The sequence below is a fragment of the Polaromonas sp. P1_G2 genome (assembly GCF_056405515.1).
The window spans coordinates 1-11,561 of sequence record NZ_JBFUBY010000227.1 but is presented as its reverse complement, the minus strand read 5'-3'; the positions used below and the strand labels follow the sequence as shown (position 1 = coordinate 11,561).

At 62.4% G+C, this 11,561-nt stretch carries 17 protein-coding genes; 12 read left to right on the top strand and 5 right to left on the bottom strand.

All coding sequences use genetic code 11. The features are described from left to right. From AC1D0P_RS19445 to dnaB, 6 genes are all read left to right on the top strand, one after another. Positions 1–930 (top strand): VC_2705 family sodium/solute symporter (locus AC1D0P_RS19445; protein ID WP_477678257.1); only part of this gene is annotated, 930 nt, incomplete at its 5' end. 263 nt (positions 931–1,193) lie between these two features. After that, complete coding sequence (rpsF, locus tag AC1D0P_RS19440; protein ID WP_007871089.1) at positions 1,194–1,559, top strand: 30S ribosomal protein S6; 366 nt, start codon at positions 1,194–1,196, stop codon at positions 1,557–1,559. Between the two features lie 60 nt (positions 1,560–1,619). After that, on the top strand, positions 1,620–1,928 hold the full coding sequence (priB, locus tag AC1D0P_RS19435; protein WP_477678256.1) for a primosomal replication protein N: 309 nt from the start codon (positions 1,620–1,622) through the stop codon (positions 1,926–1,928). 10 nt (positions 1,929–1,938) lie between these two features. Continuing rightward, positions 1,939–2,223, top strand: coding sequence for a 30S ribosomal protein S18 (gene rpsR / locus AC1D0P_RS19430; RefSeq protein ID WP_011483947.1), 285 nt, complete (start codon positions 1,939–1,941; stop codon positions 2,221–2,223). An 11-nt stretch (positions 2,224–2,234) separates the two neighbouring features. Continuing rightward, complete coding sequence (gene rplI / locus AC1D0P_RS19425) at positions 2,235–2,687, top strand: 50S ribosomal protein L9 (protein WP_477654069.1); 453 nt, start codon at positions 2,235–2,237, stop codon at positions 2,685–2,687. Between the two features lie 180 nt (positions 2,688–2,867). Beyond that, on the top strand, positions 2,868–4,280 hold the full coding sequence (dnaB, locus tag AC1D0P_RS19420; RefSeq protein ID WP_477654068.1) for a replicative DNA helicase: 1,413 nt from the start codon (positions 2,868–2,870) through the stop codon (positions 4,278–4,280). A 16-nt stretch (positions 4,281–4,296) separates the two neighbouring features. Here the strand turns inward: dnaB and AC1D0P_RS19415 are convergent, their stop codons facing one another. Then, positions 4,297–4,632, bottom strand: coding sequence for a hypothetical protein (locus AC1D0P_RS19415; RefSeq protein WP_477678255.1), 336 nt, complete (start codon positions 4,630–4,632; stop codon positions 4,297–4,299). Here AC1D0P_RS19415 and AC1D0P_RS19410 point away from each other — a divergent pair. The 4 genes from AC1D0P_RS19410 (at position 4,631) to AC1D0P_RS19395 (ending at position 7,624) form a co-directional block, all read left to right on the top strand. Then, complete coding sequence (locus AC1D0P_RS19410) at positions 4,631–4,831, top strand: hypothetical protein (protein ID WP_477678254.1); 201 nt, start codon at positions 4,631–4,633, stop codon at positions 4,829–4,831. The genes AC1D0P_RS19415 and AC1D0P_RS19410 overlap by 2 nt on opposite strands. Positions 4,832–5,087: 256 nt before the next feature. Beyond that, positions 5,088–5,282, top strand: coding sequence for a hypothetical protein (locus AC1D0P_RS19405; protein ID WP_477678253.1), 195 nt, complete (start codon positions 5,088–5,090; stop codon positions 5,280–5,282). 79 nt (positions 5,283–5,361) lie between these two features. Next, positions 5,362–6,555 (top strand): radical SAM protein, encoded by a 1,194-nt coding sequence (locus tag AC1D0P_RS19400; RefSeq protein ID WP_477678252.1) that lies wholly within the window; start codon positions 5,362–5,364, stop codon positions 6,553–6,555. Further along, a complete protein-coding gene (locus AC1D0P_RS19395) occupies positions 6,509–7,624 on the top strand; it encodes an aKG-HExxH-type peptide beta-hydroxylase (RefSeq protein ID WP_477678251.1) in 1,116 nt (371 codons plus the stop codon). Before AC1D0P_RS19400 ends, AC1D0P_RS19395 begins: the two co-directional genes overlap by 47 nt. Positions 7,625–7,678: 54 nt before the next feature. Here the strand turns inward: AC1D0P_RS19395 and AC1D0P_RS19390 are convergent, their stop codons facing one another. Next, on the bottom strand, positions 7,679–7,912 hold the full coding sequence (locus tag AC1D0P_RS19390) for a hypothetical protein (protein WP_477678250.1): 234 nt from the start codon (positions 7,910–7,912) through the stop codon (positions 7,679–7,681). A gap of 110 nt (positions 7,913–8,022) precedes the next feature. On the opposite strand from AC1D0P_RS19390, the gene AC1D0P_RS19385 reads away from it, so the two are divergent. After that, positions 8,023–9,333, top strand: a complete 1,311-nt coding sequence (locus AC1D0P_RS19385; protein ID WP_477678249.1) for a c-type cytochrome — start codon at positions 8,023–8,025, stop codon at positions 9,331–9,333. 57 nt (positions 9,334–9,390) lie between these two features. Here AC1D0P_RS19385 and AC1D0P_RS19380 read toward each other — a convergent pair whose 3' ends face one another. Then, positions 9,391–9,987, bottom strand: a complete 597-nt coding sequence (locus AC1D0P_RS19380; protein WP_477678248.1) for a 3'-5' exonuclease — start codon at positions 9,985–9,987, stop codon at positions 9,391–9,393. A 126-nt stretch (positions 9,988–10,113) separates the two neighbouring features. Here AC1D0P_RS19380 and AC1D0P_RS19375 point away from each other — a divergent pair, with 126 nt between their 5' ends. Next, the gene (locus tag AC1D0P_RS19375; protein WP_477654060.1) at positions 10,114–10,371 is read left to right on the top strand and encodes a hypothetical protein; all 258 of its coding nucleotides are present in this window, start codon (positions 10,114–10,116) and stop codon (positions 10,369–10,371) included. Between the two features lie 13 nt (positions 10,372–10,384). Here the strand turns inward: AC1D0P_RS19375 and AC1D0P_RS19370 are convergent, their stop codons facing one another. Further along, positions 10,385–11,110: a site-2 protease family protein gene (locus tag AC1D0P_RS19370; protein WP_477678247.1), complete on the bottom strand. Its 726-nt coding sequence runs from the start codon at positions 11,108–11,110 to the stop codon at positions 10,385–10,387. Between the two features lie 15 nt (positions 11,111–11,125). Continuing rightward, positions 11,126–11,561: DUF2167 domain-containing protein (locus AC1D0P_RS19365; protein ID WP_477678246.1), on the bottom strand; the 436-nt coding region annotated here is incomplete at its 5' end.

Below are 11,561 nucleotides of genomic sequence, written 5' to 3'. Positions count from 1 at the left end.
CTGGTGTTCTGCCTCATGGTGGGCACGGCCGCCTTGCCGCACATCCTGATGCGTTATTACACGGTGCCCAGCGTGCGCGAGGCGCGGCAGTCGGTCACCTGGTCGCKGTTTTTCATCTTTTTGCTGTATTTCACGGCGCCGGCGCTGGCTGTGCTGGTGAAGTATGAAATCTTCACGGTGCTGGTCGGCACGCGCTTTGACCAGCTTCCGTCCTGGGTCAATGCCTGGAGCCGGATCGACCCGGGCCTGCTGTCGGTGGCCGATATCAACCGCGACAACATCCTGCAGCTCAATGAAATGACCATAGGCGGCGACATCATCGTGCTGCTCACGCCCGAACTGGCGGGGCTTCCCTATGTGATTTCGGGCCTGGTGGCGGCCGGCGGGTTGGCGGCCGCGCTGTCGACCGCCGATGGCCTGCTATTGACGATTGCCAACGCGCTGGGCCACGACCTCTATTACAAGATGATCGATCCCAACGCCTCCACCGTGAGCCGGGTCACGGTGTCCAAGATACTGCTGCTCATCGTGGCCCTGCTGGCGGCCTATGTGGCGGCGCAAAAGCCGGCGGACATCCTGTTCCTGGTGTCGGCGGCGTTTTCCTTCGCCGCCGCCTCCTTCTTCCCGGCGCTCAGCCTGGGAATCTTCTGGAAGCGCGCCAACGGCATAGGGGCGGTGCTGGGCATGGTTTCCGGCCTGGGCGTGACCTCCTATTACATGTTCACCAACCAGCCCTGGCTACGCGCCACCTTCGGCATCACCTCGCCGGTGCAGCTGTGGTGGGGCATAGACCCGATTTCAGCCGGGCTTTTCGGCGTCCCGGTGGGTTTTGCGGTGATCGTGCTGGTCAGCCTGATCACCCGGCCCCCCAGCCAGAAAATCCAGGAATTGGTCGAATACATCCGCTACCCGGACCTAAAGAGGCTCTGAAACCCCGGAAAAAGCAGGCCAGCCATCCTTTTCGGCGCTTTTCAGGGCCTTTCCCCCCTCAAGTGGGAAGAGTCCGGCTCCTCCCCGTCTTTGTCAGCATGAGCCGCGGGACTGGCTTTGCCRGRCCRCAGGCGGGCGGCCCCCTCGGGGGGCAGCGACCCACACGAAGTGGGGGAGCGTGGGGGCATGCTATACTCTTGGGCTTCGCCTTGCTGCACCCTTAACGACGCTGGGGCAGCTTCAATCAACCACAAGGAGAGTTTATGCGTCACTATGAGATCGTCTTGCTGATCCACCCGGATCAAAGCGAGCAAGTCCCAGCCATGCTGGAACGTTACAAGGGCATGATCACCGCCGGCGGTGGAAAAGTGCACCGTGTTGAAGATTGGGGCCGCCGCCAGCTGGTGTACCTGATCCAGAAACTGGCCAAAGCCCACTACCTCTGCATCAACATCGAAGCCAGCCAGGCTGTGATGGAAGAAATTGAACACGCGTTCAAGTTCAACGATGCCGTGTTGCGCCACCTGACCGTGGTCAAGAAAAAGGCCGAAACCGGCCCATCCCTCATGATGCGCAATGTCGAGAGGGAAGAAGCCCGTAAAGCCCAACAGCAGGAGTATGCGGCTTAATTGCCACCATGCTGTTGAACGCCTCGCTGCCGCGCAGCTGCCATTGAGCAAAAGCCCGCAGTGAACCACGTTGAACTGACCGCATGTATCGCCGAGGCAAGTCCTCTTCGCTACACGCCCGCTGGAATTCCCGCCGCCAACTTCGTTCTCGAACACGAGTCCGAAGTCGTCGAAGCCGGAGTCACCAGGCAGGTCACGTTGACGGTCAGGGCGGTTGCCTTCGGAACGCTGGCTGAGCAATCAGCCAAATCTCCGCTAGGCCAGCCCTTCAGGTTCACCGGTTTCCTCATCAATGCGCGCACCAGCAAAGGCGTTGTTTTCCACATTCAAGCTCTGCACAAGGTAGAGCAAGTACCGAACCCCATTTAAGGAGTCCATCATGGCCGGACCAAAACGTTTCAACAAAGACAAGCGCCCCAAGCGCAATACCCAATCCCTGCTGTTCAAGCGCAAGCGCTTYTGCCGCTTCACCGCTGCCGGCGTTGAAGAAATCGATTACAAGGACATCGACACCTTGCGCGATTTCGTCGCCGAAAACGGAAAAATCATCCCCGCCCGCCTGACCGGCACGCGCGCGATTTTCCAGCGCCAGATCAACACCGCCGTCAAGCGCGCTCGCTTCCTCGCGATGCTGCCTTACAGCGACCAGCACCGTAGCCTGTAAGGAGCGCGACCATGCAAATCATTCTGCTCGACAAAGTCGTGAACCTCGGCAACCTCGGCGAAATCGTCAAGGTCAAAGACGGCTATGCACGCAACTTCCTGATCCCTTCGGGCCGCGCACGCCGCGCCACCGAAGCCAACAAGGCCGAATTCGAAGCCAAGCGCGTCGAACTCGAAAAGGCTGCGGCCGCCAAGCTGGCCGAGATGCAAGCCCAGGGCGAAAAGCTGGGCGGCACCACCGTCAAGCTCACGCAAAAAGCCGGTGTTGACGGCCGCCTGTTCGGTTCCGTCACCAACCACGACATCTCGGCTGAGCTGACCAAGCAGGGCTTCCCTGTCCTGAAGTCGCAGATCCGCATGCCTAACGGCCCGCTGAAGATCGTTGGCGATCACGCTGTGACCGTGGCGCTGCACACCGACGTGGCTGTGGACATCACCGTCACCGTGTACGGCGAAACCGCTTAAGCGTTTTCTCCCTCACTCAAAAAGCCGCTCGCCGAGCGGCTTTTTTCATGGCCGGCCGCCGGCGCCGGCTGTGCACATCTTCCCGCCGTATTTCCACCCGATTTCCCCTGGTTATCCACAGCCTTATCCCGCGGTGTTTTGCGCTCCCGGCGTACCATTCACCCTCTCCCAAGGAAACCCATGTCCGCCGTACTTTCCACCTATGACGATCCCGGCTACAGCCCCGACCGCCAGATCGCCCAGCTGCGCATCCCGCCGCATTCCATCGAGGGCGAATCCAGTGTCCTGGGGGGCTTGCTGCTCGACAACGGCGCCTGGGACCGGGTGGGCGACCTGTTGGTTGACGAGGACTTCTACCGTTCCGAACACAAGCTGATTTATGGCGCCATAGGCGCGCTGATCAACGCCACCAAGCCGGCCGACATCATCACCGTCTACGAATACCTGCAGAACCAGGGCAAGGCCGATGAGGTAGGGGGCCTGAGCTATTTGAATTCACTTGCGCAGTACGTACCGAGCGCCAGCAACATCCGCCGTTATGCGGAAATCGTGCGCGAGCGCTCCATCCTGCGCAAGCTGGTCTCGGCATCCGACGAAATCGCCACCAACGCCTTCAACCCGCAGGGCAAGGACGTCGCCACCATCCTCGACGAAGCCGAGCAGAAGATCTTCAAGATCGGCGAGCAGGGTTCACGCATGAAGGAAGGTTTCCAGAGCATGGACACGCTGGTCGTGAGCCTGCTGGACCGCGTGACCGAGATGGCCGAAAACCCGCAGGACGTCACCGGCGTACCCACGGGTTTCAGGGACCTCGACCAGATGACCTCYGGCTTCCAGGCCGGCGACCTGGTGATCCTGGCGGCGCGCCCGTCCATGGGCAAGACCGCGCTGGCCATCAACATCGCCGAGCATGTTGCGCTCAACGAAGGCCTGCCGGTAGCGGTGTTTTCCATGGAAATGGGCGCCTCCCAGCTCGCCGTGCGTATCGTCGGCTCTATCGGCCGCATCGACCAAACCCATTTGCGCACCGGCGGCCTGACCGACGAAGAGTGGCCGCGCCTGACAGAAGCGATTGAAAAGCTGCGCACCGTTTCGCTGCACATTGATGAAACGCCAGGCCTCACCGTGAGCGAGCTACGCGCCAATGCCCGGCGCCTGGCTCGGCAGTGCGGCAAGCTCGGCCTTATCGTGGTCGACTATTTGCAGCTCATGAGCGTGTCCGGCGGCATGGCCGACGAGAACCGCGCCACCGCCGTTGGTGAAATCTCGCGCGGCCTGAAGATGCTGGCCAAGGAATTGCAGTGCCCGGTGATTGCCCTGTCGCAGCTCAGCCGCGGCGTCGAGTCGCGCACCGACAAGCGCCCCATGATGAGCGACCTGCGCGAATCCGGCGCCATCGAGCAGGACGCCGACATCATCATGTTCATCTACCGCGACGAGTACTACACCAAAGAGGCTTGCAAGGAGCCCGGCGTCGCCGAGGTCATCATCAGCAAGCAGCGTAACGGCCCCACGGGCACGGTGAAACTGGCCTTCATCAACCGCATCACCAAATTCGAAAGCCTGGCGCATGGAGCATCGGGAGATTTCTAGCATTTTCTGACGGCCGTCAAGGCGCAACGCCCGCTTCAGCGGGCGTGCGCCTTTTTTTGCGTATGACCGTTACCGGCCCGGCGGAATGCATCGGTGCCGGTGTCGGGGCTTGCGTGGGCCTGGCCGCAGACAAGTGCTCGGCGCTGCCGATGGCGGCGTCCACGTCGGCATGGTTCAAGCGCTGGACCACGGAACCRTTGACCTGCAGATAACAGCCGTCGCGCGTGATGGCCAAAAAGCCGAACTCCATTCCGCGGTGGACCGTTCCGATCACGCGGTAGTAGTCAACCGGTGGAATCGCCCAGGGTGCCCTCAGGATTTTGTGCAGGCGAACCGTGAGGCGTTCATTCATGCCGCTTCCTCTCTGGACGGCGTGCTGGATGGCACCAGGCCCATCGGACGCGGCGGCTGACGCCCGCGATATTTTTCTCGGTCGCGATTTTCTGCATCGTTCTCCCCTCCAGACTTTGATCTCGCTCGGTGCGGCCTGCGCGGTCTATGTGTCGTTGCTCTTGCCGCGACTCATCGCGCTGCTTGCTGAGCGCTTATGAAGACGTTGAAAGGTATTCGAGTTCATCAAGCAAGTTCGCGCGAATTGTCTGCGCGCGGTAAATGTTTGTCGGATTTCCTGAAGCTCGCTCTTTTCGATCTGTTCTTTGCCGCCAAGACTGGCTAGCATCCGCCGGGACGGCAAGGCGTGATCAACGTTCGTCTGGATGCAAAGCTTGTTTCGTCCGGCCGTTTCGCCGGCACCTGAGCCGTCGCTTGAAGTGTGAAGTTGTTAACCAACCTATAAGGAAAATTCTTATGACTACCACCTCGAACAACGCGGAAGCCCATGCCCTGCCGCGTAACCTGACGTCCAATTTCAAAGGGGACGTGCACTCACTCAACCAGAAGGTCGTGGAAGGCCGCATTCTTGAAACCGCCATTGCCCAGCTCGCTGGCCGCCCGGGGTTCAACCCCGCCGCGATCAGCATCGTGTTCGGCCTGAAGTGGTAACTGCCGGCTAGCCGCCGCGGGGTGCGTGAGTCCGTCTCGCGTGCCCCGTCCCGGCCCCGGCTCCATCTTTACTTTCACCATGTTTCGCTCGGCCATCGTCAAGCTGACCGCAGTGTGCGACATCGATTGCACCTACTGCTATATGTTCAATCAGGCGGACCAGACCTTCAAGCGCATGCCGGCCCGCATGCCGCTGCATACCGCCTTGCGCCTGCTGGACCGCATCTGCGACTACCACCCACCGGGCGAGCCCGAACCCTTCTCTATCGTCTTGCACGGCGGTGAGCCCATGCTCTGGCCAGATGCCAGCTTTGCCGCGCTGCTTTCAGAGGTCGGCCGGCGCCGCGACCAGGGGTGGAATCTCGATATCGCTGTGCAGACCAACCTGGTGCAGCCGATCAACCCGGAATCGCGCGTGCTGTTTCGTGAGCACCGGGTGTCGCTCGGCGTCAGCCTCGACGGCCCGCGCGAGGTGAACGACGCCGCGCGCGTTGACAAGCGCGGCCGCGGCACTTATGAGCGCGTCATGGCCAACGTCAATCGCATGCTGGATGACGGTGACGGCGCCTTGATAGGTGGTTTCCTTTCGGTGGCCAACCCTTCGTTGTCGCCGCCCGACTTCCTCGCCTGGGTGCGCAGCCTGCCGGTTCCAAAAGTCGATGTGTTGTGGCCCATCGAATTCAATTGGCGGAACCCTCCATGGCCGCTGGGCGCTTCGCGCGCTTATGCCGCCGAGCCACGCTACGGCGCCTGGTTTGCGGATCTGTTCCGCGCCTGGTGGGCACTGGATGATCCGGGCCTCACCATACGGCTCTTCAACAATCTGCTGCACGTCGCGCTGGGAGGGCAGGGCCATATCGATGCCTTGGTGAACGATAGCTACAACATGTTCGTCGTCAACACCGACGGCAGCTACGAATACCCCGACTATCTGCGCGTGGCGGGCGACGGCTCGGCCAGCACGCCTTTTCATATTGACACGGACGGCATTGCCGTGCTGGCCGGTGACCCGCTGTTCGCCCGGCTGCTCGACCTGCGCGCCGAACTTCCCGCGAAGTGCGGAGGCTGCCGCCATCGCCGGGTCTGCGGTGGTGGTTTCCTGCCCGGCCGCAGCGACGCCAGCGACGGCATCTCGTCGCGCGAATCCGTGCTGTGCGCGGACCAGATGCATTTTTTTGACACCGCCCTCGGCCTCATCGAATCCTCACTTCAACAGCGAGATACCCATGCCCACAGTGACCCAGCAAGTATCGCCGCAGGCCTCCAGGCCTGAGCTGCAGTCCGCCGATTTCGTCGAACTCGCGCTGATGCCGGACGCCGTCATCACGGCCGAACTGGTCGGCGCTTCGGCATTCGATCGCCTGGATGACTTCCGGGTCCTGGCCGACATCGTGCGGACTTCACCGGCGCTGGCCGCGCACCGCGAACGTTGGGAACAGGCTGCGGCCGACCTCGAAGCGCTGTTGGTGCATGAGCTGTTGATGGCGCGCGATGGCCGCATAGAAACCTGGGATTGCGCCAGCAGCGTCGAGCTGCCGGCCGGCTACCCGGACGGCGGCTGGCAATGCAGGCGCAAAGGGGCATGGGTGCAACTGAGCCGCCCGAGCTCGGGCGTCCAGACGCTGAGCTCATGCCTTGTCCCGACGGAGGCGGTGCTGCCGCGATCCAACATCGTGGTCCGCAACGACTTGCCGGGCCTGCGGGTGTCGCTCGACGAGACACGCACACCCGAGCGCGGCAGTGCCGTGCGCGAGCAGGAAATCGACGCGCGCGAGCGTTCTTACCCACAGGGCCGCCATCGCCCCGTCGTTGAAGCGGCGCAAGCCCTGCTGTCGGCCTGGCCTGAGGAGTACGAAGACTGGCGCTGCATGATGCGTGTCGTGGTGCCGCGCCTGCCGCCGCCAGGCTGGCAGATGGAGGGATTCACGATCTCATCCATGCAGGGCGCGGCATGGATCCACCCGTCCAGCACCCTGCGCACCCTCGAGAGCCTGGTGCATGAGCACAGCCACATCAAGCTGCGCTACGTCGAGGAGGCCGTTCCGCTGCTGCAAGCCGGGCAGACCCGCGCGCGCTTTCGCGTCGGCTGGCGCACCGATCCGCGCCCGGTGGTCGGAATCTTCGAGGGAGTGTATGTGCACCTGCACTGCGTCATGGCGCTAGTGCGTTACCTCGAGGCCAACGGCCTTGATGCCGCGGAGCGGTGCGAAGCCGCCGCCCGCCTGAACGAGTTGCGGGCCCAGGCGCGCGAAGGATTTGAACTCTTGCGCGGGCACGCGCACTTCACCGAGGCAGGGCAGGGCTTTCTGCACTGGGCCGAGGCCGTCTTGCGCGACGCCTGACCGGCCGGCCCTCGGGCCTTGGGGGCTCAAGGCCGGATCAGAGGGAAGGGCTGCTCAGCGCACGCACTCRAAGCCGTACTGGCCTTCGGCCGGCTTGGTGATCAGCCGGGCATGCTGGCCGCCGCGCTTCTGGCACTGGGTTTCGGCGATCTCCGAGGCGTCCGCGAGCTGCGAAGGGCGGCCTTTGACGATGATCAGTTTTTCGGTATTGCTGAGCAGCTCGGCGGCGCAACCGGAGAGCAGGGCGGCGGCCAGCAGCAGAAAAGACAACAGGTACGGGTTTTTCATAAGAATTTCCTTGATGGGAATAATGTAATCGGTGCTCCCGGTATGCCATGCTATGCGTTGGTGCGATGCGTGCCTGGATAATGGATACCAAACAAGAAGGAGGGGCCACGATGTTGCGTTTGACCTTGCTGGTTGTCGGCGTTCTGGGGGCGAGTTTGTACAACCTGGCATGGGCCGGTGAAAACCTGCGTACGTTTTCATCCGAGTTGTTGGCTTTTGAAAGCCGGCAGGTGTTGCTGCCGGAGCCGCCCGTCAAATACTCGGATCCTGCGAACGGCACGAGTTTGCGCAAACTGCTGGATCCTGCCCGGGCATCAGGCATTGTCGACGAGTACTTCGATGGACTGGCAAAAAACGCCGCCGAGCCCGAAGTCCCCAAACTGATACAGCCCCTGCTGGCGCGCTACGAAAAAGCGTTTGCCGCCAATCCTCGAGCCTATGAAGAAGAGTATCTGGACGCGCTCAATTGGAGCGTGCTGGTGGTGGATCGCGGTGCCCGAAAAAGTGCCCAAACACTCTTACCCGCATCCGCGTCCGCTGCTTCAAGCGAGGAGCAGGAAGCAATCCAGAAGCTAGTCGAAAGCCTCAAGGGCTTGACGAACACCATGTTGGGACTTCTGGCCCAAAGCATTCGGGACAAAGTCACCAAGGGCATGTTCAGCCCTGCGGGGGCAAAACGCGCGCTGGAGATGGCCGACCGGCTTAACCCGCCAGTTAAAGGTGTTGCCATTGCTGCGCCTGACGCTCCGGCCCAGATGCGCACGCGCAGTGTCGCGAGCGGCGAAGAGGTTTATCGCGCGCAGTGCGTGGCCTGCCATGCCACCGGCGCCGCGGGCGCGCCGCGGCAGGGCGACGTCACCGCCTGGGCGCCGCGTATCCGTTCGGGCTTGGCGTCCATGCTTCAGTCCACTGTCAAGGGCAAGGGTGCCATGGGTGCCCAGGCGGGTGGCGACTTTCAGGAGCTTGAGCTAGCCAGGGCGGTAGCCTATCTGGCCAACACCGCAGGGGGTAAATTCGCGGAGCCGCCGCTGCCCGCCGGGCATCCCGGTACTGTCAGCTTCAAGCTGACTCCGCCAAGAACCGCCATTCCCCGACCCCCAGCGGTTCCCTATTACGCGATGAATGCGAGCCAGAAAATGGGGCTGGGTGAGCGCACCTACCAGGCCAACTGCGCCGCCTGCCATCAGGCCAATGGCCGTGGAGCCGGGCCCATTCCAGACCTGGGCAATGCCTCCACGCTCGCCAAAAACGACAGCGCCATCGGAATCATGCTGAATGGCTCAAAAACCGGCGGCATGCCCAGCTGGACCATGCTGCCCAACGAAGAAATCGCCGAGGTCATTAACTACGTGCGTTTCAAATTCACCAGCCATCTGGTTGAATTCGTGACGCCTGAAGAGGTTCAAGCCCGTCGCAGGTAGAAGGGTGATCAGCATTCAACGAGAGAAGGTACGCTTGAAGCTGATGAGCGAATGGCTTTACGGTAGCCCGAGGGCCTTGTACACCCGAAGCGCTCCGTAGGCGTCATTGGCCGCGTAGACGATTTGCGCTTCCGTGAGTCGTTCATTGGCCCAGTTGGAGGTCGCCGCTTTTTTGGATTTGAGGAAGCGCTTGTTGAACACCACGGCCACGGCGCCGCGCACGCCCATGTCCTTGCGGTAGCCGCGCTCCCGGAACACCACGTTCAGGTCCAGCACGCCCTGCAGGTCCACGCCCAGCTTGCGGATGATGCGGCGCTGGTCGTCGCCCAGGCCGAAGCCGGCTTTGATGACGGCGGGTGAACTGAGCACCAGGCCGACGGCGCGGCGGCATTCCGCGTCTTCGAGCTGAAAGATCCAGGCCTTGTCCAGGGCCGAGAGCTGCACGATGTGCGGGCCTTCGGAGGCTTCGTTTTTGGCGAAGGTGGGTTTGGATTCGGTATCAAAGCCCAGCACGGTGGCGCCCGTGAGATCCTTGAGCGCCTGGGCTGCCCGCTCGGGCGTGGAGACCACCTCGATCTGGTCCAGGCCCAGCCGCTCGAAGGGCCCCAGCAGGGCAATGGCTTCCTTGTCGGGGGTGGGATAGCGCTCGGTCATAGGGTTCCATGCAAAAGGGAAGTGGGCTACGGGAAAAGGGAAGGTGCAAAAAAACCGCGGTGGCGGGCTCCAGAGCTTACAGTCCAAGGTAGCGCATTACACCGGACAGCCCGCACCACCCACATCATGGCAGCAGCCCAAAGCATCACCACCGAGCACTACAAGCTCTTTCCGTCGCCGCGCAACCGGCACCGCACGATTTTCCTGCACCAGGTATTTGTGCCGCATTCTTTCATGCTCATCGACCTGGAAAGCTATCGGTTCAAGGGCAAGTACAGCCTGTTCGGCGCCTGCCGGCTGGCCGACATGCGCATGGGCCAGCTGGTCACGCTGGAATTGCCCGAGGACGAGGCCACCTTCAACGCGAAATTCGTGCCGGACTGAACCACATCGGGTCCTAGCGAATGCCGCCGACGCCGCGCAGCATTTCATGTACGTCGTGCGTCATCATGGCCAGGAAGACGGCCAGCGCCAGGTAATAAAAGCCGTATTCAAAGCGCGTGGCAGCGCTGACCGCGTAATAGGTCTTGGCCTCCTCGCTGTCCGACTTGTAGCGTATCGCCTTGAGCAGTTGCGGCGAGGCCAGCAGCGCCATCAGGATCAGCATGGGACTGGGCCGCCAGAAGAACAGCGCCACCAGCACCGGCACCCCCAGGAACCAGATACGCGGCGACAGCACCGCGGTAATGCGCCCGCCGTCAAACGGCGACAGTGGAATCAGGTTGAAGAGGTTCAGGAAGAAACCGGAATAAGCGATCGCCAGCAGCAGATTGCTGTCCTGGTCGCGCGCGAGGAAGTAGCACGCCAGCGCTCCCACGGTGCCCAGCAGCGGGCCACCCAGGCCGACGTAGGCCTCGGTTTCCGCGTCATGCGGCATGTCCTTGAGCTCCACCCAGGCGCCCACAAAAGGGATGAAGGTGGGCGCACCCACATTCAGGCCGCGCTGGCGGGCGGCGATGTAGTGGCCCATCTCATGCACGAACAGCAGCAGCACAAAGCCCACCGCATAGCGCCAGCCGAACAGCCATGCGTAGGCGAAGACCGAGACCAGCATGCTGCCGCCCGTCAGCAACAGCTTGCCGAACTTGGCGCCGGTAAAAAGCAGCAGCAGGAGCTTGGTCATGCCGGGCTGCCGCTATCAGGCTTTGGGTGGCGCGGGCGGCGCCCCGCCGCCCMGCGCGGCGGGCACGGTGTCTTGTTCGGCCCGGCTGGGCATGGACACCGGCACGGGCTCAGCAGCCGGCTTGCGCTTGAAATACTTCAGGAACACCGTGCCGAACCCGGCCACGGCCAGGAAGATCACCTTCGCGAACTTGGCGAAAAACAGCGCCGCCACCKCGAAAAAGCCCAGCTTTTTTGCGGCCACGCCCAGTACCAGCGCGGCCAGGCCGTACTCGGCGACCTTGTCGGTCTTGGAGTTGAAGTCGGCGTAGCGCTTGCCCTCGTCATATTGCAGCGCCGCCAGCAACTCCGCCGCGGCGGGCTTGTCCTTGGGCAGGTCGTTCAGCGCCGTGACCAGGTTCATGCTGAAGTAGCCTTCGCGGCCCAGCGCATAGGTGTTGTAGTTCACGCCC